The sequence below is a fragment of the Shewanella sp. KJ2020 genome, from assembly GCF_024197625.1.
In the GTDB taxonomy this organism is placed as follows: Bacteria; Pseudomonadota; Gammaproteobacteria; order Enterobacterales; family Shewanellaceae; genus Shewanella.
Genome location: NZ_JAKUKD010000004.1, coordinates 113,231 through 138,619, shown reverse-complemented (window position 1 = coordinate 138,619; position 25,389 = coordinate 113,231). Strand labels below are relative to the sequence as shown.

The following is a 25,389-nucleotide window of genomic DNA, read 5'->3' as shown; positions in this document are numbered from 1 at the left end:
TGGGGCCGCTTAAGCTTGTTCATTGAGTTTACGCTGCTTAACATAGAGCGCACCTACGGCTAAGTTATCGCCGTCTAAGTCTAGGCTGCGATTGACCACCAATGGGAAGTTTTTGCCTAAGCGTAAGCTGATACGTCTACACAGGGTTTCATTGTCTAAGTCATTACCCGCGAGGGCGATATTGTGTACGCCGATATTTAAATCGATATGCTCTAGCCAGTTAGCGAGGTAGTCGGCAAGAGAGTCCTGCATGGCGAAGGCGAGCTGGCTTGGATCTTCATTACCCGCGACCCGAAAACTTAACACTGTGCCTAGGGTTTTACACCAGTTAAGGCTGCGGTGAGCTTCACCCTTAGTGAGTGGATAGTCGATGCGTGGGGCATTGGCGCCGTGGTAGCGCATGGCGGCCGCTATCAATGCATCGCTTAAGCTTGCTTGACTTTGGGTTTCTTCGTGCTTATTAAGCCCAATCAAAATGGCGGCTATGGCCCACAAACTTTGTAAGTTGTCGCGTCTGCCATGGAGTTTTAGGCTTAAGAGTTTTAAATAGTCTTCGGGGAACAAGCTCTTAAACTTTTGCGCTACGGCTTTTTGCGGGCTGCTATCCAGTTGATGGAAGATTTCGTAACCATTATCGGGCAACGTGGGCAGGGCGAAGAAGAGTTCGGTATCGCCTTTATTATCGCAGGTGACAATTTGGCTGGGATGGCTATGGCTTAGGTAGATCACTGCGGCGTTTTTTGCTTGTTTTTGTGTGGTGAACTTGCCATTTAACAAGGTGGCGAATAAGGCGGCATCTGTGATGCTGTGATCTTCTGCGCTTGCGAGCGGTTCAATGCCTGTTTCGCCCTTCGCCGAAGAGTCAAGGTGAACTGTGAGTGTACCTTGGTGTGAACGTGATTTTTTTATAGCTTGCCATTGGGCCTTAAATCCTAAAAATGAGATCTCATCCCTGAGTGGCTCAGGGGCGGTGAATTGCTTGGCGATTGCGGGTAAATCATGGCTCGTTAACTGTGCCCAAGCCCCATCGACCCACGCGAGTTTCGGCCTATTATGCTGGCCTTGAATATAAACCCAATCGACCCCTTTTTGCCGCAATACCTCGGCGAGCACTAAGATCACCCGGCTGTAGGCAAAACAAATGTCGTACAGCGGCGCGCTGAGTTTATCGTGTTCCTGTGTTGGCCTGGCGCAGATAAGCGGTTTTTCAATACTGGAAAGCGCGAGCACTTGGGCATCATTCAGGCAAAAATGGGCGTTTAGGGTATTGGGATTACAGATTAACAGTTGTGGCCGCTCGCCTAAGGGCTGCTCAAACGGAGTCAGGCTCAGTTGCAGATTATCGGCGGCCGCTAATGTCAGTGGGCCTTGGTTAGCTAAATCTTGTGAAAGCAAACCCTGCGCCATGGCTTTAATATCTAATAAGGTTAAAGCCTTTTGCGCTGGGGTTAATTGCATTTCGCCATGGCAACAGGGGCAGACTAAATCTAGAGCGCCAAATTTGGCCGACTGATTATCGCCAATTAACGGGTAACATTGCTGGCAAAAAGGCGCTATAGCTGGATTGGCTGCGGATTGCGAATAGGGCAGTAAGGTTTTGCTGCCTTGAGGCTCGTCGATGACTTTGATGCCAGAATCAATCAGCCAAGTGGAAATCAAAAAGTCAGCGGCAATGGCATCGGCTAACTGTTCGAGTTGTGCCTGTTCGCCCTTGGCTTCAATAAAATAGGTTATTGGCCCTAAATCTTCTGGGCAAAGATGGTGCAGTGCCTCAGAACCTATAGTGATATTCAGCGCATCGTAATTTAGGTATTGATTACATAAATGCGTATACAAAGGCACCTGACGCGAGCAGGTAAAATCAAATCTGATGTTTTTCATCTATATACTTTCACCAATAGTGACGCCACGTTTATAAGAATTTGGGATCAGTGAGTCGATACTGTGTTCGGCAATGCGTGTCGCCGTGAATCCAAGGGAAGCTAAGTGGGACAACAAGGTTTTTTCCATTAAGGGGACTGCGGCGGCGACTTTAGGGGTCAGGCCGAGCACCATAGGTTCGAGCACGGTTGGGGTGACGCCTAGCACAAAGGTTTGAGGTCTATCGCCAACCATTTCCATCATATTGAGGGTTTGCAGCATTTCGACTTCGTGGGCGCTGCCTTGCCAGTCGATTTCCCGTGGTGCCTTGTCAAAATCGAAGAAGTACACTTCACCGGGCTCGACGCCATTGGCATTGACAGTATCAACCACGATTAAATAATCGTATTGGCAAATAATCGGAATGAGTCCCTGGGCCAAGGTGCCGCCATCGAGCAACTCGAGCTGGTGGGACTCATGGGTAAACTGATAATTATCAGCGATGTAATTGACAAAATGTACGCCGATGCCTTCATCGGCGTACAGGACATTGCCAATACCAAGCAGCAATATCTTCATTGGACTCCTAGTGATGTGAGTCTGGCTTCGGGTAGTCGTAGCCAGAGACAATTGAGTCGACTGAGTTATGTTTGAAGCGTATCCCTGACCAAACCGCCATATAGACGTGGATAACCACAAAGATAACAAATGCCCAAGTGAGGTAGTGGTGCCAAATCCTAACCTGTGCCAGACCACCCATTTGTGCTGTAATCCAAGCTGCGCTGCTCCAAAGCATGCCACCTAAACCTTGGTGGTACACATTGGCATACAGCACTAGACCCGTTATACATATCACGAGAGCGACTAGTGAGATTGCTACATAAGTCACAAATTGCAGCGGTCCATAAACACCCGCTTTATGTAAGTGTCCCATCCAAATGTAGGATTTCAGTTGCGTGATCCAGCTTTTCACACTCATCACATCGCGAAATGAGCGCCGCTCAATATCACTGCGACTGAAAAAATACAGGTAGAATCTCGCCAAGGTGATTGCGGTTAAGATAAAACCGCAAATCAAATGGGCAAAACGTATCCAGCCTTGTACCAGCACATCTGTGCTCTCGGGCGCCACAAGAAACGGCCAAGCAATATAGAAGCCAGTGACGACAAGCACGAGAATCGATAGTGCCCGTAACCAGTGGAAAATCCGTATTGCCGGACTAAAAATCAGTGTCCGAATGCGGGTTGCAGAATGGTTCATTTTGCGTTCCCTCCCTCGATTATTGACCATTGGGACTGACACGGAACTCGCTCAATGCTTGACCTTTATAGTCCATCACGTGTACTGAACACGCCATACAAGGGTCGAATGAGTGAATAATACGTATCACCTCAAGGGGTTTGGTTGGATCTTCCAGTTTTAAGCCAATCAGTGACGCTTCATAGGGGCCTATCTTACCGTTGGCATCCACAGGGCCTGCGTTCCAGGTTGTAGGTACAACAGCTTGGTAGTTTTCAATGACCCCATTCTTAATGCGGATCCAGTGGCTTAACATGCCGCGCGGCGCCTCGATCATGGCGTGGCCGACATACTCTTTGCTTGGGTCTATATCCGGCTTCACATAGGTTGCTTCATCGGACTGAATATTTGTCAGCAGTGCATCGAAGGTTCTTAACCCTTCCTGGGCGACGATAACTGTCTGTAGCATCCGCGCTGCGGTGCGGCCTAAGGTGGTAAACAGGGCTTCAACGGGTAAACCCGTGCGGGCGAGCAGGGCGTTCACCGAGTCCACGACCACTTTATTACCGCGGGCATAACTCACCAATAGGCAGGCTAATGGGCCCACTTCGACGGGTTCACCTTGGTAGCGGGGGGATTTAACCCAAGAGTATTTACCGTCACCATCTAAGGTTGGCAGTTTGCCGTAGACGGTATCGCGTTCAATAAAACCTGTGTAGTTCGGGATCGTCGTACCATCGTAGGGGTGCTGCGGTGCATCGGCGGTATACCAGGCATGGCTGACGTCTTCGGCGATAAGTTCAGGATTAACATCGCTGACTCCGGCAAGGTCGCCATTCATGATCACACCTTGGTTGAACATATATTCGCCATTGGCTAATACAAAATCATCGGCCGCCATGAAGTTTTTCACATTCACACCGCCAAGCACGCTAGGCTCAGTGCCAAAGGCTTCCGCCGCCATCACGATATCGGCTTGATAGGCGCGCAGGATAAAGTCAGTCACGGTCGCGTGTTTTTGCTTCCATTCCTGCAGGCGAGCGGGGCTTAACATGTCACGCACCGAGGTGACACCTCCGACGACTAAGGATTGTGGATGCGGTTGTTTACCACCAAAAATGGCCAGCATTTCTGCCGCAACCCGTTGAACCTCTAGGGCTTTTAGGTAGTGTGATAGGGCGATAAGGTTTTGTTCTGGGGTAAATTTATAGGTACCATTGCCCCAATAGGCATTGGCAAATGGCCCCAGTTTACCGGTTTCGACAAAGCCTTTGACTCTTTCTTGCACCGCTCGTAATTCACCTTCACCGGCGGCGATAGGTTTATCCGTATACTTAAGTGCCACTTGTGCGGCTTTAGCTGGATCGGCACTCAGTGCTGATACTACATCCACCCAATCTAAGCCATGTAGATGGTAGAAATGCACTATATGGTCATGCATGTATAAGGATGTTTGCATCAATGAACGTAAATATTTAGCGTTCAAAGGGATTTGAATACCTAGGGCATTCTCAACCGCCTCAGTTCCACAGCGGTAGTGGGAATAGGTACAGACACCGCAGATCCGCTGCACAATCAGGCCGACATCCATAGGGGTACGACCCTTGAGGATGACTTCGATACCGCGCCAAAGAGTAGAAGATGACCAAGCCTTGTTGATGACGTTATTTTCATCAACTTCAACTTCGATACGTAAGTGACCCTCGATACGTGTGATAGGGTCGATAACAACGCGCTTGCTCATGGGTTATTCCTCCAGCGGCTTGGCAAAAATACTGGCAACGGCATGGGCTCCAATACCCACGACAGTCGCGCCTAAAATCACCGCACCAACAGTGTCTGCGGTAGCATCCAATCCATGGAGGAGTTGACGGCCAAGGGGTTTTTCAAAGTCGGCCATATCATCCCAGAAGTTAGGCTCTGAGCAGCCCATACAGCCGTGGCCCGCTAACACTGGCCAGCTTGTGTGATGGTTAAAGCGCTCCGTCGGACAGTTGTTATAGGTGTAAGGTCCTTTACAACCCACTTTATAGAGGCAGTAGCCTTCTTTTGCGCCGTGATCGCCAAATTCTTCAACGAATTCACCGGCATCGAAGCGGCCGCGGCGTTCACAGTTATCGTGTACCCGTGCGCCGTAGGCCCATTTAGGTCTATTAAACATATCCAGCGCAGGTAATTTGCCGAACATGATGAAGTACATCAGGGTACCGACGATATTCTTTTCACTCGGTGGGCAACCGCCTAAGTTAATCACGGGCTTACTGACCACTTCGTGTACGCCCTTAGCCCCTGTGGGGTTAGGGTAGGCGGCCTGTACTCCACCGAAGGAGGCGCAGGTACCTACGGAGATAATGGCTGCGGCACCATCGGCGGCATGTTTGATAATTTCTAAACCTGTGTGGCCTTTACAGCCTACGGTCAAGAAACTGCCGTTATTGGCGGTCGGAATCGCTCCTTCAACGGCCAATAGATAACGGCCCTTGTAGGTTTCTAATGCGTGCTCGAGGTTTTCTTCCGCTTGCCAACCCGCAGCTGCCATTAAGGTTTCGTGATATTCCAAGGAAATATGGTCGAAGATTAATGAATCTAAGTTGGGGGTATCGGCGCGTACTAGGGATTCAGAGCAGCCTGTACATTCGGCCATATGTAACCAAATTAAGGGGACTCGGTCGGCTAATTCGGCTGCCTCTGCGACTAAATTACTGAAGGGCAGTGGTAATGCGAGCATGCCCGTCACCATCGCACTCCATTTCATAAAATCACGGCGGCTAATGCCGTGTTGTTGCATTTTCTCAATCAATGATTGTTGTTGACGGGGAGCGAATTGGCGCAGTGCATCTAAGCGCGCCTTTCCCTGTTCATATAGGGCTGCATGTGTGTCCATGGGTCAACCTTTTTGTTATTTAAATGTAAATTGGTAAGGGTTTACATAATTGACGCTATCAGTTTAGGCCGCCAGACTGTAAAGATTCTTGATGTATATCAAGAATTTTTAAGAGATGTGATAGAACTGATTTTGACATTTAATTAACACGACCCAGATCTAATTTCGCTTTTTCTAATGGGACAAAATGTCCCATTTTTTAACAAAATGCTGGTGCAGTTCATTTTGTAAGCAACTGATATCTGTGGAAGAACCACTAGCGGTAGCATAGCTTTTCTTTTTTCAGTTTAAGAAAACCTTAAGATTCGGTTAATAGATTCACACTCAACACAGAAAGGTGGATTTCCTATGAGAAAACGATGGTTGTTATTAGCATTACTGGCTGTTGGAGCCCATGGCGCTCCCTCCCTCGATCACCAAGTGTTTAACGCACAGAATCAAGTGACCCCGTTGAGCGAATTTAAGGGCAAGGTTGTATACGTTGATTTTTGGGCCTCTTGGTGTGGCCCTTGCCGTAAGTCCTTCCCTTGGATGAATGCGATGCAGCAAAAGTATGGGGACCAAGGCTTAGCCGTGGTTGCCATTAACCTCGATACAGACAAAGCCCTGGCCGATGAGTTTTTAACGCAAGTTCCTGCCCAATTTACGGTGCGATTTAATCCCGAAGGCGATGTCGCCCGCAGCTTTGATTTAATGGGGATGCCCAGCAGCTTTATGTTCAATCGTCAGGGACAGTTAGTGAACAGTCATGTCGGCTTTTACAGCGATAATGAAGCCGAATATGAGCAAGAACTTATCAGCCTATTGAAGGAGTAATGTATGGGAAAACCTCTCTTTATCGCCGTGGCCTTGATTGTTGGCTTAAGTGGTTGTTCAAGCTTAGGTGTTGAGCCTTGGGAGAAGGGCCAATTGGCTCGCAGTGATATGGCACTTGACAGTGAAAAACTCGATCTGGCCCTCGATGATCATATCTATTTCAGCAAAGAAGGCAGTAGCGGTGGCCGAGCCTTCGCCGGTGGTGGTTGTGGTTGTAACTAAACGCTCCGTTGGTGTGATTTGCCCTTAGATGTAATAAACAGATGTGACGAGATCAGGGGCGAAATCCCGCGGTATTGCATAGAGATAAGTGACCTACAGGTGTTGTCAGCTATGGCTAAAAATAACAATCAAATAAATGTAATACAGTCTAAGCAGATCGCCGGCGCTTTAGCCTTAGCGAGTTGCGGCTTGTTTGCCAGCAGTGGCCATGCCACTGAAATAGCGAAAAAAGTCGACGATTGGAAAGTCGATGCGGCGCTGATGTACTACGGTGAGCAGGATAGAGTACAGGCCATTGAGGCCATAGGTACGGCACAAAAAGCCTTTGGCGATGACAGTGTGCTGGATCTTAAACTCGTTGTAGACAGTTTAACCGGTGCCTCGGCATCGGGTGCTGTTGCACAGAGTTCGAGCCAAACTTTTACCCGTCCATCGGGCAATGGCCAATATACAGTGGCAGCGGGCGATACGCCGCTCGATGACACTTTCCATGATACCCGGGTGCAAGGCAATGTGAACTGGACCCAAGTGTTAAACCCAGATTGGAAAGTCAATGCTGGTGTGTATGGTTCAAAGGAATTTGACTATATGTCCATGGGGCTTAATGCCAGTATTGAGCGTGGTTTCAATAAGGACAATACGACGTTATTTCTCGGTACGGCCTATAGTTTTGATGTGGTCGATCCTGTTGGTGGGCGCCCTGTGAGTTTATCCTCAATGGCCATTCGCGATGACTTCGCCACAGAAGAAGCCTATCGCACCGCATTTGATGCAACCCGTCAAAGCGGCAGCGATGATAAGCAGACCGCCGATATTATGTTGGGCATCACTCAAGTGCTAAATCAACGTTGGCTGTTGCAGGCCAATTATGGTTTATCCAGTGTTAACGGCTATTTAACCGATCCCTACAAAGTCCTCAGTGTGGTCGATAACAACGGATTGACTCAGGATATCGTCTACGAGAACCGTCCCGATTCCCGTTTAAAGCACAGTTTTTATGTGATGACTAAAGGTGCCTTAGACTCGGGCGTCGTGGATTTCTCTTATCGCTACAATACCGATGACTGGGATTTAACCTCACATACCCTAGAGACCCATTACCGTTATTACTTTAGCGGCAGCTTCTACGGTCAACTGCATTTACGTTATTACCAGCAAAGCGCGGTGGACTTTTATCAGCCCTTCTTGATGGCCGATACCCCCATGCCCGAGTTTGCCAGTGCCGATTATCGTATTGGCGATATGAGCGCATACACTCTTGGCGTGAAGTTTGGGCATCGTTTAGCCGGTGGGCACGAAATGTCCTACCGTTTGGAATACTATCAACAGGACCCCAAAAACAATGGTACGGCTATCCCTGGGGAGCTGCAAAACTATGATCTCTTCCCGACTCAAAAAGCGATAACCGCCCAATTTAGTTATTCTTTTTAATTTGCTCACTATGTTGGCTGTAGGCATTGAGGATAGCTTAATGGCGGTTAAGCTATCCCTATTCGCACCATACTTAAGTTATTCGCTGAGTGATATGATTGCCAGAGTGAAAGATAGAGTGGTCAATCTGAAGAGGTGATTACATGTTAATGACATCGTCCCCTGTGGCTGTGCCTTATACTTTGTCACACCGCGAATGGGGTTATGTCGGTGAGTTTCGTGCTATGGCGAGTCCCTGCGAGCTCCTTATCGCCACCGATGAGCCACACATTGCCGATAAAATGCTCGAGATGGCGGTCACTGAGGTACGGCGAATAGAACAAAAATACAGCCGTTTCATCACCAACAATTATCTATGGCAATTGAACCAGGCTCAAGGCCTGAGGCAAGCGATAGATGAAGAAACTTGGCAGCTGCTATCCTTTGCAAAACAATGCTTTGAGTTGAGTGAAGGGCTGTTTGATATTTCGGCAGGCCCTTTGATGCAGCTTTGGCGTTTTGATCCCAATGCCACACTCCCCGCACATCAAGATATTATCCGCGCTAAAGATCTAGTGGGGTTTGAACGTATCGGATTTAATTCCCATGGGTTAACTATGCCCGCCGGAATGCAGCTCGATTTTGGTGGCATTGCAAAGGAATATGCTGTCGATAGTGTTGCCTATCATCTAGCGGATCGTTATCCAGGGCTCTCGGTATTAGTGAATTTTGGGGGCGATATTGCTTGTCCCATCGCCAAGTCAACGCCGTGGCAGGTGGGAATAGAAGATCCACAGCACCTTGACCATGCGGCTAAGGTGCTTGCCATTAGTCAGGGCGCGTTAGCGACGAGCGGCGACACTCGGCGTTTTATTGAGGTCGATGGCCAGCGTTATGGCCATATTGTCGATCCACGTACTGGTTATCCTGTGGTCGGTGCACCGCGCTCGGTGACTGTGCTTGGGCCCAATTGTGTCACTGCGGGTATGCTCGCCACTATGGCCATGTTGCAGGGGATAAATGCCGAGATATTTTTAGAGCAACAGTCTGTTCAATATAGTATTTTTCGATAAGGCATCATTAATGCGTATTATGTTAGTGGAAGACAATGAGTTGCTGGCCCAGGGCATTTGTTTGAGCCTCGCTAAGCTTGACATGCAGGTGGATCACTTAAGCAGCTATCAACAGGCATTAGTGGGCATCAAAAATGAAAGCTTTAGTGCCATAGTGCTAGATCTAGGCCTGCCCGATGGTAATGGTAAAGAGCTACTCAAGATCTGGCGCCAACAGGGGATCTCAATTCCGACCATAGTGCTGACCGCCAATACCGATTTTGATACTAAGCTCGAGTGTTTAGACATAGGTGCCGATGATTACCTTGGCAAACCCTTCGATGTGCGCGAGTTGGCCGCGCGCATTCGCGCCATCGTTAGGCGCCAGCATGGTTTGGATCATAATAGCTTGATTATTGGCGCACTTTGCATCGATTTATCCACCCGTGAAGTCACCTTTCGCGATCAGTGTGTCCTGCTGTCAAGGCGTGAATTCCAGTTGTTGCTTGAGCTTGCCCAGTCAGCTGGGCGCGTATTGACCCGCAGCCAGTTGGAGCAACTGACCTACGGTTGGGACGAAGTGGGCAGTAATTCGATAGAAGTCCATATCCATCACCTGCGTAAAAAGCTCGCAAACGATTTGATTAAGACAGTGCGCGGTATAGGTTATACCTTGATTGAGTTGAATTAGTCTTATGCTCGACTAAATTAACCCAAGGATTTGAGTGACAAACTCTGCGTTTCTCGGTATTCAGTAACATACCGAAACGACGGGGATATTTGATTGAATCGATTAAAGGGTCTGGACTTGTACTCATTACGTTTATTGCTCACTTTGCTGATGCTCTCGGGGATCTCTGTGTCGGTCGGCATTTCTAGCTGGCTCAGTACCCGGGACTCTAGGCATCAAGTTGAAGAGCTATTCGATGCGCAGATGTTACAAACGGCTAAAATACTTGAACTTTTTTATCAGAATGAGGCCGACCGTTCGAAACCGAACCTTGGGCCGCAAATTCTGCATGTGCCCGATAGCCAAGTGAGCACCTTCGCCGAGAAAGCCGATGCATTGAAACTCGCCTATGAGCATAAACTCGCTTTTCAGATCTGGAGTGAGGCGGGGCAAGCCATAGTCTTATCCGATAATATTGGCCGCCAGCCGATCACTGAGCTGGTGCAGGGCTACTATAAAAAAGTGTTTGAAGGGGAGCTTTGGCATGTCTTTAGCTTTTTTTCGACTAAAAATCGGGTGTGGATTGTTACCGCCCAGCAGGATGACGTGCGCCAAGAATTAGTGTCACAGATAATGCATAATGCCGTCGTCGTGCCATTAATTGTGGTACCACTGACCCTCATCATAGTGAGCCTGTTGTTTTATATCCTCTTTCGACCACTGAAAGTGTTTGAGCGGGAATTGATCCAGAGAACGCCAAACGATCTGACGCCGTTAACTATGCCACTCCCAAAGGAATTAGTGCCTGTGCGCCGGGCACTTAACCAATATATCACCAGTATTGCGCGCTTTATTGCCCGGGAGCGACGTTTTAGCGCCGATGCGGCCCATGAACTGAAAACCCCACTGTCGGTGATTAAGTTACATCAACATGGTTTAGAGACATTAGTGGGAGACGATCCGCAGCTGAGTATTCACTTGGCTGCGATTGATGCGGGCGTAGTGCATATGAGCCATACCGTTGAACAGCTATTGGTTTTGGCGCGGGTAGATTCTATCGCTGAACTGAATGTGCAATCCCATGCACTCTTACCTATGGTGGAAGATGCACTGAATCAGTTAATGCCTCAAATCACCGATTATCAATGGGATATCAATATAGATTCCGATTTTCATGTAAAGTGTGATCGATTTTATTTGCTGCTAGTGCTGAAAAATATTATCGAAAATGCCTGTAAATACAGTCCAATAGAATCTGAAATTCAACTGTCGGCCCACTCAGTTGCCGCGGGCGTGGAGATTTGTATTAGCGATCGAGGGCAGGGGATGACACCTGAACAGATTGCCAGTGCTACCGAGCGTTTTTATCGTGTGAATGAAAATGAAGGCGTCGGTGCAGGACTTGGGCTTTCCATCTGCCACCACATTATTGAGTTACATCAAGGGCGCTTACAGCTTCAGCCTCGCCAGCAAGGGGGATTAACTGTCTCTATTTTTCTGCCGCAGTAATCATGGTTCACAGTATTTCCCGTACTTACTCTTATTCCGCGTATTTAGGTATTTGTGAGCACTGTTGCAGCGGTTTGATAAGGACGGGATCAAGCGGTATTTGACTTCCTCCTTTGGCAGTCGGAGTCGGTGCAGTTGATCTCACCAAAAAAACTCAATTTATCCGCTAAATTCCCTCGCGATTTTGTGTTCATCACCTAAGATTATTGGCAGCAATCCATTTGCTAAAGGGATTGATTTTATGCCTATATTGAGATCTTGGCTGCATATTAGCCGCGGTTGTAGCTGTTAAAGATCCAACTGGTATGTTAAAACTCACTTGTTATTCTTTATTACTATAACTATATTACTAAATAGTATTGTTCAAAAGGAGTTAACTGCATCTTTATTTATGAGTTTTTTTCTCCTTCTGATATCTTTCGCGAGATGTAACAGCATGTTTTTTTTCGCCCAAAAACAGAGGTGAAAAAATTTCACTGTATACAAAAAAAACATTGATTTCTTAGTTTATTTTTAGGTTACCTATCCTATGGTTAGCTTGTTGCGTTGCCAATCGTCCAAACCTTATTCGTCACTTCTGTGCTCACTGGCGCTAGGCGTAGCTTTTGCTCTGTCTGGCACTGTGGTTGCTGAAGAGACAAAACCTGCTGAGAACAAACCTGTCACGACACCGCCACCCAAAGTGGCGACTCAGCCTGCGACTAAAAATCAAGTGAGATTCACTAAAACGGGCACTTTCGACGGTGATTACGTGGTGAAACTTGCTCGAAAATTAGCGGCGAAGCCCTATTCGACCCTGAAAGATCCCTTACCGGCAGGCCTTGCTAAGCTGACCTACGATGAGTATCGAGACATTCGATTCAACCCGATTGCGTCTATTTGGCGTGATCAAGGTTTGCCGTTTCAAATGCAGATGTTTCACCGTGGATTTTATTTTCAAGATTTGATTGAAATTGCCATTGTTGAAGGCAATCAAGCGACTCACTTAGCCTATGAGCCTAAGTATTTCACTGCCGGTGAAGTAATTACCCAAGCCTTACCAAATGACGACATTGGCTATTCTGGTTTTCGTATCCATAACCAATTAAATACTAATGGTGTTTTTGATGAGTTGATGGTGTTCCAAGGGGCGAGTTATTTCCGCGCTTTGGGTAAAGGAAATGCCTATGGTCTTTCGGCCCGGGGTTTGGCATTGAAAACGGCCGATCCAGAAGGGGAAGAATTTCCAATTTTCCGTGCATTCTGGGTAGAACGTCCCCATTACGATAGCAACTTGGTTGTTGTCCATGCGCTTTTAGATAGTCCAAGTGTGGCTGGGGCTTACCGTTTCTCCGTGCGTCCTGGCGATAATACGCAAATCGACGTCGAAGCAACGCTGTTCCCGCGGGTTGAGTTAAGCAAAGTCGGTCTAGCGCCTAGTACTAGCATGTTCTTACATTCATTGAATGGTCGTCACGATACCGATGATTTTAGACCAGAGGTGCATGACTCGGACGGTTTGTTGATGTTTAATGGCCGCGGTGAACATCTGTGGCGCCCACTGGCAAATCCTCGCCAATTACAGGTGAGTGCCTTTGCCGACAACTCGCCCCAAGGCTTTGGTTTGATCCAACGTGAGCGTAGCTATTCCTCTTATCAGGACTTAGAAGCCCACTATGAGCGTCGTCCAAGTTTGTGGATCGAACCTTTGGGGAATTGGGGGCAAGGTGCGGTAGTACTCACTGAAATTCCAACAGAATCAGAAATTCATGATAATATCGTCAGCTTCTGGAAACCGCGTCAGCCTATTCCTGCCGGAAGCGAATATCACTTTGCTTACCGCATGAGCTGGGGCGAAGAGCCCGTTGGCAAACCCCATGCTGTTGTGGTGAGCCGTACTGCGAGTGGTCGTGCCGACATCGCTAAAGCGACCCCAAGACGATTATTTGTTGTGGATTATCATGTCAACGGTGCTATGCCAGATGAGTTACCTCTTGCGAAGGTGGAAGCCTCTGGCGGCGTGATCTCTAACGTAGTTATCGCTCGCAATGCTGCTAATAACGGCTATCGCCTCGCGTTTGAGTTAGAGCCTGAAGATAAAGACCTTATCGAATTACGTGCTGAACTCAAGTTCCCAACACCGCGTCAGGTTGAAACCTGGCTCTATCGCTGGACGCTTTAAGGTCCATGACGGAGCAATAAAATATGACTGTTTCCGAGAATTCGCTGCTCGAGGCTGAAGTACTCGTGGGGGGCAGCGCCATGCCAAATGAAAGGCCTGGCGCTATGGAGCCCCAAAGTTTAAGCCAAATGCCAGAGGGTTTCCCGCGTCGAAGTACTGTGGCTAACGGTGTGCGTTCAAAGTCCTCTAGGCGCTTTTTTGTCGTGGGCGGTGCGTTACTGCTTTCTGCCTTTGCTATCTATGAAATGGGCGCAGTATTCAGTATTGGGGGGATCACCCCGCTGGAATACTTAATGTTGGTGTTATTTGCAATCAACTTCTGCTGGATCGCATTAGCCTTCTGTAGCGGTATTGCAGGTTTTTTAATCCTAATGCGAAAACCTAAGGCTAAACAGCTTGAGGTCACTGAGTTACATACTCGTACTGCGATTTTAATGCCGACCTATAACGAGTCTCCCGATCGGGTATTCTCTGCGGTGTCAGTGATGGCTGAGGCGTTGTCCCAAACGGGTCATGGCCATGCCTTCGATTGGTTTATCTTAAGTGATACTACCGATCCCGAAATTGCCCTGTTAGAAGAACAGGCATTTTTGGTGCTGCGCCAGGAAACCCATAAGCATTCCCGTGTGTATTATCGCCGTCGCCGTAAGAACGTGGCACGTAAAGCGGGTAACGTGGCGGATTTCTGCCGTCGTTGGGGGTCGCGTTACGATCACTTATTAGTGCTCGATGCGGACAGCCTAATGGAGTCCTCAACCATTACTGGGCTGGCCCAGCGTATGCAGGCCGATCCCGATGCAGGGCTTATCCAAACCATTCCTTCATTGATTAATGGCACGACCTTAATGGCGCGTCTGCAGCAGTTTGCGGCGCGTATTTATGGCCCTGTCATTGGCACTGGATTAGGTTGGTGGGTGCAAAAAGAGGGTAACTTCTGGGGACATAATGCCATTATCCGTACCGAGGCGTTTATGAGCGCGGCCGGATTACCTAACCTGAAGGGTAAACCGCCTTTTGGGGGACATATTATGAGCCATGACTTCGTCGAGGCGGCATTGATACGCCGCGCGGGATGGAGTGTGGTGATTGCCTATGATTTACCAGGGTCATACGAAGAATGTCCACCATCGATTATCGATCTAGCGGTACGTGATCGCCGTTGGTGCCAAGGCAATTTACAGCATTCGCGTATCTTACCGACTAAGGGATTACACTGGGTGAGCCGTCTTCATTTAATGACGGGCATTATGGCGTATTTATCTTCACCCTTCTGGTTGCTATTGATTTTAACGGGCTTAATGCTCGCCCTGCAGGCGCATTTTATCCGGCCTGAGTATTTTACCGATCAATTCTCGTTGTTCCCTACATGGCCTATCATGGACTCGGATAGGGCATTGAGATTGTTCTACATTACTATGGGGGTATTGTTTGGGCCGAAGATTTTTGGCGTTCTGCTATTACTGAAGGATGGCGCATTTGCCCGTAGTGTGGGTGGTCGCATTAAAGCCATCTTAAGTGTGATTTTTGAGGTCATACTCTCGGCGTTAATCGCACCTATCATGATGTTTATCCATTGTGGTGCCGTGATGTCGATTCTGATGGGGCGGGATAGCGGTTGGTCGCCACAGCGCCGTGATGATGGCAGTATGCCTTGGCTTACGCTGATTTATCGCCATCGTTGGCATATGCTGGCCGGGGTGATGTTAGGTTATGCGGCCATTTTGGACTCGTTAACCTTATTAGCTTGGATGAGCCCTGCACTGATTGGTTTATGGTTTGCGGTGCCGATTTCGGCGTGGACAGGCTCGATAAAGATTGGTGAAGTCTTTAAGCGTGCGGGGATCCTCGCGACGCCAGAGGAACGCAGTCCTGCGGCGATTTGTTTACAGGCACAAGACGCCAGAGCGGCTTATCAGGAACATATTTCACAGCCTTGGACATTAGCGCAGCTGTTAAAAGATCCTGCTTTGATGGAATTGCACTTAGCCATGGTGGACAAACAGCCTCTACGTGCTGCGGGGACGCCGATTGAGCCCGTTGAGGCCATTGTGCATGTGAAAGTGCATGAGGCTCAATGTCAGCAAAGTGCATTGGCCCTATTCAATCGCCAAGAAATGGCGTTGATATTGGCCAATCCACTCATGCTACGCAGTTTGCAGAAATTGCCGGAGCAGTTTGTGGCAGAAGATTTAGTGTCTTTCTGCTAACGCTGAGGTTAGCATTGAGTTGATGTCGTGCGGCAAGCCTAGATTTGATCAAGCTTGTGTTTAATCCAGACTAAATGCCACCGATAGGGTGGCATTTTTTTATCTATTCAATTGATCTGCTAAAATCCCGATTCTGGCGAATAGTTTGACTATAGTGATAGGGTGAGTGGCATTAATGTCATGTATCAACAGGGAGATGTATATGATGCCTGTGAATGGATTAACGTCGTGTAAACTCGCGCCATCTTTGCAGTTTAGAGATATAGTGCCGCATATAGTGTGTTTATTTTTGTTCTTCATTCATCCGTCAGTTTACAGCCATATCGCTACCGAAGTGATGGTCGAGCCGACTTCCCAGGAAAGACGCTTAGTGGTTAATCCGTTGCAGCAATACCCACTATTAGTCGAGCAGACATTATTGTTGGATTTGGCGGGGGTTAGCCCAGTATTTAGTGCTAATTATCGTACGCTCTCCGAGTGGCAGACGGTTTTATTCGATCCCGCTCAAGTGGGCATATCCCAAGCACAGCAAGATACAGAGCTGCAGCGGATGCAAGGGCAAGTCTTTGCCTACTGGCGTTTTATTGCGACGACAGCCAATAAAACGCCATCGGCCGAAGAAGCCTCTATTGTAGAAGTTCCGATGGTAGAATTCCCTATGAATGACGGGCGTTATTCTGCAGTGTTAAACAAAATTAGCCAATTGGTACGGCTTGAGGATAAGGGCGCTTGGGAACCCTTAGTGCTGGAGGAGAAACTGACCTTAGGCCAAGCCAGCCCAATAGTGAATACCTTAGCTCAACGCCTTTGGCTATTGGGGGACTCATCCTTTGCGCCAAGTGCTTCAACTGAATCGAATGAAGGGCAAATTTATACCGAGGAGCTCATGCAGAGCATTCAGGGGTTTCAGCGGCGCCATGGTTTAGAGGCTGATGGTGTCGTTGGTAACCAGACCTTGTTCTGGCTTAATCAATCCCCCTATAAACGGGCGCAGTTACTGGCAAAAAATGAAGTGCGGCAGAGAGTCTTTAGCCAAACGCTCACGCCAAATTACTTACTTATCAATGTGCCCGCATTTGAGATGACATTAGTCGTGCAGGGGGAAATCGCTTTACGCTCTAAGGTGATTGTTGGTAAGCCTTCCCGGCAAACGCCTATCTTAGACAGTCAAATATCCAATGTCGTACTCAATCCCCATTGGCGCGTGCCGCGCAGTATCTTACGGCGGGATATATTGCCGCACATCCGTAAAGACGGGCATTATCTTATGGAGCGTGGATTTGATGTTTACGATGCCTCGGGGCAATTAGCGCACCATTCCCCCGAGGAGTGGCAAGCGCTGGCATCTTCCCGTTTTCCGTTTAAGTTAGTACAGCGTCCAGGCCCTAAGAATGCGTTAGGTAAGTACAAATTCCATTTTGAAAATGATTTCAGTGTGTACTTGCATGGTACTTCTGAGCCAAGTCTCTTTAAAAAGGCCAATAGAGCATTATCATCTGGCTGTATTCGCGTTGAAAGGGTTGATGAATTGGCGTCGTGGTTTAAGGCTCATCTAATTAAAGATACCGCTTTATGGGACAAATTAGCGCCAGATGTGACTCAGTCGCAGTGGTTTGCCTTATCCAGCACATTGCCAGTGCACTTGGTTTACTGGTCTGCATGGCTTGACGATCAAGGGCTAGCGCAATACCGGAACGATATTTATCATCTGGAGGCTGAATTAACCAATGCAGTGCCAGCGGCAATTTTTTATTAGCCTTAAGCGCTTGAACTTTTTGACCATTTACCTATCGGGATTTTAGATGGCCGTTCAAGACTTGATCTGAGCGATGATTCAGTATAATTTGCCTTTTCAGTGTCCAAAAATCGAACAAATGGTGATGATGTGACTTTAATATGTCCTGCCCGTAGGCAGTTGTTGTTAGGCCTTGGTGGTGTGGCATTGTGTTCCTTAATCCCTTCACAGGCCATGGCGAGCCGATCCACAAAGGGGATCCGCGAGTTAAGCCTCTATAATCGCCATACTGGCGAACGTAACGACGGCAGTTATTGGGTCGATGGTCAGTACCAAAGTGAAGTGCTCGCAGATTTTAGCCATTTACTCCGGGACCATAGGCAAAATGTTGCGGCGCCCATGGATAAACGCTTATTCGACTTACTCTATACCCTGCGCAGTACGCTGAATGTGGATGATGAAATCCATGTGATTTCCGGTTACCGTTCACCTAAAACGAATCAAATGTTGGCAAATAAGAGCGGTGGTGTCGCGAAGAAGAGTTACCATATGCGCGGTATGGCCATGGATATTGCGATTCCGAGTGTGAATTTGAAAACCCTTAGGGATGCAGCGTTATCACTCAAATTAGGTGGCGTGGGGTACTATCCTAAGTCGGGGTTTGTGCATGTTGACTGTGGTCCAGTGAGGCACTGGTAGCCGAGCTTATTTGCCGTAGGATGTGTTGATAAAAAGCCTGTTCTAACGCCTGCACTTCAACTAAATAATGCCTAAGGAGGGGCAAAAATTGCTGACCGAGCTTATTCATTTCCCTGTGCTGTTGCCAATCACAGATCAATTGATTTAAACACTGTGAAAATTGAAATTGTCGTTGTCTTTGGCCTTCCACGTCAGTTGACTCTGTTGTTTGCATCAGTTGGATCAAGCCATGATTTTTCTGTTGAGTACAAGCCAACAACTCCAATAACTTCAATTCAATGGTCGTTTGCTGGTAGGGAACCGTTTCGATAAGGGACACGAGTTCACGGGCTAATTGACATGAAAGTTGATTTTCCAGTTGCAATAAATACAGCGCGTGACGCATGTTGAAGGGCATTGGTTAACGAAATTTGCCCGAGCTTAGCAGGCTTCTTTTAGTGCAAATGTGATCAATGTCTCGTGTTTTTTGTTTGCGATCAAAGCCGTTTCGCCCATGTAACAGCCAAGATACAAGTCTCCTAATTCTGTCAATTTTCTTTTGGACTCATAACTGTGCAGGGCGTACCTCAATGGCGTTCTCTTGGCACTATTCTTGTGTGTGCTGTGCAACTGTGTTAGTATGCGCGCGCTTTATATGAGTCATCATTGGTCGAAAATGATGACAACTTTTTACTCTAAATTTAAGTGAGAAACACATGTCTTACACTATTCAAGCACAAACCCGCACTGAAATAGGGAAAGGTTCGAGCCGCCGCCTACGCCATGCTGGTAAAGTTCCTGCTGTTATTTATGGCCAAGGCAAAGAGCCAGTTTCTATTGTTTTTGATCACAAAGACATCATTAACATCCAAGCTAACGAAGACTTCTACACTTCTGTAGTAACTATCGTTTTAGACGGTAAAGAAGTAGGTGTTCGTGCACAAGCTATGCAACGCCACGTGTTCAAGCCAATCATCGAACACGTTGACTTCGTTTACGCTTAATTGTCGTAATTGAAGCAAAAAAGCGCCTATAGGGCGCTTTTTTTGTACTTATTGTTTACCCTTGGCCGCCCACAAACTTGGCCGACGCAATATCGCCGGCCAGAACTAATTGATATTAAAGTTGTAATAAATATCGAGGGATTGACCTAAGGTCCCTGACACTGTTTCAAGGTAAAGCTGGGATAACAGGTAATATCTTACTGTCATCTCATAGCCAGGGTTAAAGACGCCCACCCCGTACTTAACCATAAGTTTCTCACCAATAAACCCACTAATTGCGACGCGTCCCTCATCGTTTGTATCTAGCTGGACGTTAGAGAAGCCAAATTCTTCGATAATGCCGGTGGCAGTACTGCCGATATTATTGATGGCACCACCGCCGCCAACCTGTGAACCTAGCCCTAAGGCCGCGCCCATCATGAGGGAGTTGTTTTGCTCGTTATTGGTATTATTAAATCCGCTGCCTTTAATAATGTAAGACAAGATCTCGGCTTGCTCTTTAGCGGGATTGGAGAAAAGTGTCACGACAGGGCGTGCCGGTGTGCCAGTGACTCGCACACCCGCGACCAGATCTTCACTCTTAATTTCTCGAATCGCTTCAATGTTCAGGTTAGGCACTGAGGTTGGGCCGACAAATTGGACTTCCCCGGTCCGAATTTTGAGGGTTTGCCCCATAAATTTATAGCTACCTTCTTTGACTTTGATATCACCAAATAGCAATGGCGGCCTAAACGCTTGTTGTTGCAACTTAAGGGTGCCCTGCAGCTTACCTTTAAGCCCCATACCATCGACGTTAAGATTGTTACCGACGTTGATATTCAGTTCGGCCACTATCGCATAGGGGCTGGCCTTCGGCTCCGTTGCGGCGATAGAGTCATCGAATATCACATCATCGGATAGGGCCACACCGCCTTCGGCAAGTTGTACGATCTTAATATTACCCGATGGAATATCGACCACGCCTTTGAGCTCAAGTTGTTGACTACTAAAGGCGAGAGTGACATCGGGGGACACATCGAGCAGCGCCAATGGCGGTTGGATCACCGCGAGTTTGTCACCTTTGATCGCCAGTTCACCGCTAAACTGTCCTTGGGGCCAACGTAAATTCCCCGTCACTCGCCCTAGACCATTCCCCATCATCCAGCGACCCTTAAGTTCGGCTTGTTGTCCTCCTAGGGCCATAGACATATCGATTTTGTTGATTAAGGTCGGGTTAGCGGTAAGGGCAAATGCACCCTGTGTCAGGGCGATATTCCCTGAAACTGCGGGATCATTAAGTGTGCCTGCAAAGTTTAACTTACTGGTAAATAAGCCTTCGACAGTATTTAACTGTGGGAAAAACTCACCCAGTGGTTGTAAATTAATTTGTTTAATATTGGTATAACCCGAAAGAGCACGATCCGGTGTCACATTTACTGTGATTTCACTCTGCCAGCTTGCAACCCCTTCAGATTCAAAATTGATTGCAGAAACGAGCCGTTTAGCATCTAAGGTTGAGCGTAGAGAAAGTGTCTGATAATTAACGGTGACTTCACGGTTTTTGGCTCGTTTAAGCGTGATACTGCCGGGGCTGAAATCCAAGCTAAGATCAGCTGTGGGTTTACGGCCAGCGGCCCAGGCGAGGTTAGCGAGTAGATTCGCATTACCATCCCAGTTCATATTGCTTGGTAAAACAGGGACGAGCAGTTTTCCTGGATTGCCGGAATAACTCAGCTGTACATCCCCCTTGTTGCCGAGCACGGTTTGATTGTTTAAGCAGAACCGACTATTGGGGTTGACGAGACAGAAGGGCGTGAGGCTGCCCCTAAGTTTGTTTTGATCCCAACTCAGATTGATGTCTTTGTCTAACTGCCAAAGACCAAGTGGGGTTGCAAGATTGAGTCGATGGATTTCCGCTTGCAACTGGTTTTTTTTCTGATCGTAGTGGTTGGCGATACTGAGATCGAGGCCGAGATCGCCACTGGCATTGAGGGTGAGTTTTTGATCCTGAATGTTTCCCTTACTGCCAAGGGTGACAGTATCTAAGGCCTGTGAGCCAAGATTAAGTGCCTTTGACTTGAGGGATAGGGCAAACTCATGCTCATCTAAGGGTTTGTAATAGGCTTTAAGGGTGGATTCCCGTAGTTTAATATTTCGATAGATCAGATCCACTAGCTGCGCACTTAACTCAACCTGTGGGTGTTTCGCATCACCCGTGACATTGATATTCGCCTGCAGCTGGCCAGTGGCATGGGGTAGCCAGAGGCTAAAATCGGGAACCTGTAACTCACCTTCGAGGTTCCATTGGGTGTTGGCTTGTCCTTTAAGGCTAAGGGTCGAGCTGAGCACTTGTGCATTAAGCCCATTAGCACTGACATGCAGAGCATCATTGATACTCACATCACCAGAAATATCAAATGGATAGCCCTGCATAGTGCCAGTTAACTCGGTATCGGTTAGCGCAACTTGCCAATGGGAATTATCGAGTTTACCCGTGGTCTGTAATTTCCCGGAAATCAAGCTTTTGAGTAACGGGCTAGTCGCAGGGGGCGAGGTATCGGTTTCACTTGGTTTATCTGCGCTCTGCGTGGATGGCAAAGTTAACGCTTGCAGTTTGATGCTATCGAGCACCACCTTGGCTTTCCATGCGAGCGCGTCGGCGTAATTGAGTTCTCCTTCGAGATCTAGGGTGCCAATATCGCCATTGGCCTTCAACTGTTTGACTAAGAGTGTGGTATCCCTATGCTCCAGTTCAGTTTCTATTGCCAATACGTTATGGAAGGGCGTGAGTACATTGCCACTGACTTTCGCCCCCTGGGTGTCAAGGTTGCCTTGGGTGTCGATGTTAAGGTCGGTCACTGAATATTCCGCCTGTTGAAGCGGCCATTGCAACCTTGCTTGCTGCAGTTTTGCCTGATACGGGAGCTGGGGATCTTTTAGGGTGATTTGACCTTCTAAGGTAAAATCGGCATCGCCCTTGGCCAAGGCATTTACCCGCAGTTGCCCTAGGCTATCGCTTAAGGTCAGGCTTAACTGCTGCTGGGTGAGTTCGGGTAATTCTGCAAGTTGATTGAGGGTTAGGTCCACATTGAGTGACAGGGGGTAATCTTTCTCGAGTGCGAGTGTGCCGAGGATATCGACCTTACCACTCGTATGTTCGAGCACTAAATGATCTAAGGTCAGTTGATATTGACGGAAGCTTCCCTGTAATTTGGCATGGCTAAAATGGTCCCTACGCTCACCAATCTGCAGCAAGGTATTGTCTAAAATCAGGCTATTAACCGTCACCGGAAATGGCATAAACACTTGGGGTAGGTGTGCCATTACCCATTCTTCTGCCGGCATTGCAGGAGAAGTTCCCTGTGGGGATTGGCTATTGTCCGTTGGCGCGGGTGCATTAGCGGTTGCCGTCGCTTCTTCGTTAAGGGGAATAAAAACGAAGAGTCCCTCGCTCTGCAGTTGTTTGACGATAAGCCCTTGTGCAAACCAAGTGGCAGCGGCCTCAATCTGGTTGGCGCTATAACGCATGTCATTGACTTCAACATTGACGGCATTGAGCTGCGCCATATCGAGGCTGATGCCAAAGGGTAATACGAGTTCGGTATTCACTTCGGGCGAGGCTTCTACGACTGTCTCAGGTGTAGCGTCCGTAGAGAGTTGCTCGGTATGAATTTTTACCTCAACTTTATTGGCAGTGAGGGCGTTAACACACAGCTGTTTTTGCAGTAAACAGGTGGGCTGCCAAGCGAGGTGCAGATCTTTAAGTTCAACTTTAATGCCATCCATAGACCAAGCCGCATGGGATAAGGTCAGTTCTTTATTGAGTGAGCCCGATGTGTAGCGGAGGTCGAGATCCGGTACAAATTGGCTGGCTAAGCCGACACTAATACGCGATCCAATTTCAGTGCCTAGTAAGAGTGCCATAAGCACTAACAGGGTTAATGGCACATAAATCAGAATACGAGTAAAGAGCTTAAATGCACGCCAGAGGCGCTGTGGAAGGGATAATACTTTTGCCACAGCCGCAGTAACAGGCGTGTCTTGGGGCGTGCTATCCGGTGGAACATTGGCAGAGCCATGGGGATCTTGGGGCTGGCTCATAGTTCAGTTCCCATGGTTAAGTGAATACGCCAAGAGCGGTCTATGGTGTCTGTCTCTTTCAATCCTACCCCTAAATCTAACTTAATTGGGCCAATGGGGGAGATCCAATGAATACCGCCCCCGACGGATACAACGGGCTCAAATTGATCATTATCGAAGGCATTACCCGCATCGACAAAGGTCGCGACCCGCCAGGTTGGGGTGACATAGTATTGATATTCCAAACTTCCGACCATCAAATAGCGACCACCTATCACTTCACGATTGATGTTGCCATCGGCGTCGACATAGTCCAAATAGGGCCCGAGCTCTTGGTAGCCATAACCCCGAATAGTTTGGTCGCCGCCGGTAAAATAACGCAAAGAGGGGGGAACATAGGCCAGTTCGTTTTCATCGACTAAGTTAGCGCCTAAATCGATACGGGCGACTAATCTGTGATTCTCGAAGAAGGTATCAATCCATTTAAACTTTGCCTGTAGTCTGGCTAAACGTATGTCCGAACCTAAATAGGGATCGGCATAATCTACACTGTATATTTGCCTAAAACCCGACTTAGGATCGAGGGAATTATCGTTCCGTGTGGTTTTAGAAAAGTTAATACCAGTTAAATATAAACTGGGGGTGTAATCGACGTCTGACTGGGTATATTCCTCTCGAATGGCATCGAGTGAGTAGCTCATTAACCATTGATTATCCAATCTTTGTTGGCGAAGTAACCCGAGTTGATATTTAGTGGATTCGAGTTGGCCTGTATTGCGAAAATCCCTATTCTCTGGCTCATAAACTTGGGTAACCCCGTATTTATCCCGCAGTAATCCCATCCGGATTTTCAGTTGATCGTCCAGTGGATGGGTGAGCGGAATCGTATACGTCGTTAAAAACTTTGGCCTTTCAGGTGACCACTCTAGACTGGTTTCCTGGGAGTGACCGTATTTGTTGACCTGAGGTGTACGCCAAGTCACCCGGACTCGGGGATCGAAGGCTTTATCTGTGGTTTGTCCTATGTCCGCCCCCAGACCCAGTTCAATGGAATGGCTGGCTTTTGGCGTTAGCTCCACTTTTACGGGTAACTGGTTATCCTTAGCCTGATCTATCTGCGGCAGTACTTTGATATTGGAGAAATAGCCAGTATCTAATAGCTGCCGATTAAGGGCACTGACTCGGCGGGTCGAATAGGCGGCATTTTCCTTAAACGGCACCAGTTTAGCTAAAATATCTTCCTCTAAGGTGTGGCCATCAAAACTGACTTGACCAAAGTGATAACGTTCGCCCGAATCGAAATGCAGACTAATTTGGGCAGTATTTAAATCACGGTTAACCTTAATTTGCGACTGGGTGAACTCCCCATCAAAATAACCACGGGCTAGGGCGAGAGTGACCAGTTGGGATTTTAACTCCGAATAAGTCCCGTGGTTTAGGGTATCCCCGGGCTTTATATTGACTTGGGATAACCAGGTATCGAAGGCGTTATCTGTGAGCATGTCCCCGGAGAAGTTAATATCAACCCATTGAATTTTAATAGGCTCACCCGCAGTGACTATGAGCTTGAGTTCCCATGGCCCCTTATCGTGTTCAATCAATTTTTCTTCGACTTCGCCGTGGTAATAACCCATAGACTCTAAAGCGGTACTGACATTGTCTTCAACGTTGAACAAAAAGGCGCGGCGTTGCACCTCTGAATCGGGCAAATTACCTAAATGGGCGAGAATATTGCGCTTTAAAGACTCATCGACGCCTGTGACCGAAAGCGTTAAAAAATTGTCGGCGGCCACAGCCACTGATGTGACTAAACTCAGGCCAACAAGCAAATTGAAACGAAAAGAGAATGACGTGATTTGCAAGAATAGCTGCACTTTATGAT

General features: G+C 47.8%; 19 protein-coding genes. 11 read left to right on the top strand and 8 right to left on the bottom strand.

Annotation, left to right across the window (positions count from 1 at the left end; all coding sequences use genetic code 11):
• Positions 1-9: 9 nt before the first annotated feature.
• Genes MJO46_RS02685 through hyaA form a run of 5 tightly spaced genes read right to left on the bottom strand, consistent with a single transcriptional unit; the run spans position 10 to position 5,984 of the window.
• Positions 10-1,881, bottom strand: a complete 1,872-nt coding sequence (locus MJO46_RS02685; protein WP_253988008.1) for a NiFe hydrogenase — start codon at positions 1,879-1,881, stop codon at positions 10-12.
• Entirely contained in the window at positions 1,882-2,439 is a 558-nt protein-coding gene (locus MJO46_RS02680; RefSeq protein ID WP_253988007.1) for a HyaD/HybD family hydrogenase maturation endopeptidase, read from the bottom strand.
• Positions 2,440-2,446: 7 nt separating this feature from the next.
• Complete coding sequence (gene cybH, locus MJO46_RS02675) at positions 2,447-3,121, bottom strand: Ni/Fe-hydrogenase, b-type cytochrome subunit (RefSeq protein WP_253988006.1); 675 nt, start codon at positions 3,119-3,121, stop codon at positions 2,447-2,449.
• Positions 3,122-3,140: 19 nt separating this feature from the next.
• On the bottom strand, positions 3,141-4,844 hold the full coding sequence (gene hyaB / locus MJO46_RS02670; protein ID WP_253988005.1) for a nickel-dependent hydrogenase large subunit: 1,704 nt from the start codon (positions 4,842-4,844) through the stop codon (positions 3,141-3,143).
• Positions 4,845-4,847: 3 nt separating this feature from the next.
• Entirely contained in the window at positions 4,848-5,984 is a 1,137-nt protein-coding gene (gene hyaA / locus MJO46_RS02665) for a nickel-dependent hydrogenase small subunit (protein WP_253988004.1), read from the bottom strand.
• A gap of 348 nt (positions 5,985-6,332) precedes the next feature.
• Here hyaA and MJO46_RS02660 point away from each other — a divergent pair, with 348 nt between their 5' ends.
• From MJO46_RS02660 to MJO46_RS02615, 10 genes are all read left to right on the top strand, one after another.
• Entirely contained in the window at positions 6,333-6,800 is a 468-nt protein-coding gene (locus MJO46_RS02660) for a TlpA disulfide reductase family protein (RefSeq protein WP_253988003.1), read from the top strand.
• Positions 6,801-6,803: 3 nt separating this feature from the next.
• Complete coding sequence (locus MJO46_RS02655) at positions 6,804-7,022, top strand: DUF4266 domain-containing protein (protein WP_253988002.1); 219 nt, start codon at positions 6,804-6,806, stop codon at positions 7,020-7,022.
• 111 nt (positions 7,023-7,133) lie between these two features.
• The gene (locus MJO46_RS02650; RefSeq protein ID WP_253988001.1) at positions 7,134-8,453 is read left to right on the top strand and encodes a DUF3570 domain-containing protein; all 1,320 of its coding nucleotides are present in this window, start codon (positions 7,134-7,136) and stop codon (positions 8,451-8,453) included.
• Between the two features lie 143 nt (positions 8,454-8,596).
• Positions 8,597-9,505, top strand: a complete 909-nt coding sequence (locus tag MJO46_RS02645) for an FAD:protein FMN transferase (RefSeq protein ID WP_253988000.1) — start codon at positions 8,597-8,599, stop codon at positions 9,503-9,505.
• 10 nt (positions 9,506-9,515) lie between these two features.
• Positions 9,516-10,175 carry a response regulator transcription factor gene (locus MJO46_RS02640; RefSeq protein ID WP_253987999.1) on the top strand — a complete coding sequence of 220 codons (660 nt, stop codon included), beginning with the start codon at positions 9,516-9,518 and terminating at the stop codon, positions 10,173-10,175.
• Between the two features lie 93 nt (positions 10,176-10,268).
• A complete protein-coding gene (locus MJO46_RS02635) occupies positions 10,269-11,663 on the top strand; it encodes a cell wall metabolism sensor histidine kinase WalK (RefSeq protein WP_253987998.1) in 1,395 nt (464 codons plus the stop codon).
• Between the two features lie 529 nt (positions 11,664-12,192).
• Positions 12,193-13,824: a glucan biosynthesis protein G gene (locus tag MJO46_RS02630; protein ID WP_253987997.1), complete on the top strand. Its 1,632-nt coding sequence runs from the start codon at positions 12,193-12,195 to the stop codon at positions 13,822-13,824.
• Positions 13,825-13,847: 23 nt separating this feature from the next.
• On the top strand, positions 13,848-16,031 hold the full coding sequence (gene mdoH, locus MJO46_RS02625) for a glucans biosynthesis glucosyltransferase MdoH (protein ID WP_253987996.1): 2,184 nt from the start codon (positions 13,848-13,850) through the stop codon (positions 16,029-16,031).
• A 202-nt stretch (positions 16,032-16,233) separates the two neighbouring features.
• Positions 16,234-17,787 (top strand): murein L,D-transpeptidase, encoded by a 1,554-nt coding sequence (locus MJO46_RS02620; RefSeq protein ID WP_253987995.1) that lies wholly within the window; start codon positions 16,234-16,236, stop codon positions 17,785-17,787.
• Positions 17,788-17,916: 129 nt separating this feature from the next.
• The gene (locus MJO46_RS02615) at positions 17,917-18,465 is read left to right on the top strand and encodes a DUF882 domain-containing protein (protein ID WP_253987994.1); all 549 of its coding nucleotides are present in this window, start codon (positions 17,917-17,919) and stop codon (positions 18,463-18,465) included.
• On the opposite strand, the gene MJO46_RS02610 is transcribed toward MJO46_RS02615, so the two are convergent.
• Positions 18,416-18,850: a hypothetical protein gene (locus MJO46_RS02610; RefSeq protein ID WP_253987993.1), complete on the bottom strand. Its 435-nt coding sequence runs from the start codon at positions 18,848-18,850 to the stop codon at positions 18,416-18,418. The two genes, MJO46_RS02615 and MJO46_RS02610, sit on opposite strands and share 50 nt — an antisense overlap.
• Before the next feature lie 310 nt (positions 18,851-19,160).
• On the opposite strand from MJO46_RS02610, the gene rplY reads away from it, so the two are divergent.
• On the top strand, positions 19,161-19,448 hold the full coding sequence (gene rplY / locus MJO46_RS02605) for a 50S ribosomal protein L25 (protein ID WP_198780098.1): 288 nt from the start codon (positions 19,161-19,163) through the stop codon (positions 19,446-19,448).
• 105 nt (positions 19,449-19,553) lie between these two features.
• Here the strand turns inward: rplY and MJO46_RS02600 are convergent, their stop codons facing one another.
• Entirely contained in the window at positions 19,554-23,528 is a 3,975-nt protein-coding gene (locus MJO46_RS02600; protein WP_253987992.1) for a translocation/assembly module TamB domain-containing protein, read from the bottom strand.
• Positions 23,525-25,381 (bottom strand): autotransporter assembly complex family protein, encoded by a 1,857-nt coding sequence (locus tag MJO46_RS02595; RefSeq protein WP_253987991.1) that lies wholly within the window; start codon positions 25,379-25,381, stop codon positions 23,525-23,527. The genes MJO46_RS02600 and MJO46_RS02595 overlap by 4 nt, the downstream gene beginning before the upstream one ends.
• Positions 25,382-25,389 lie beyond the last annotated feature (8 nt).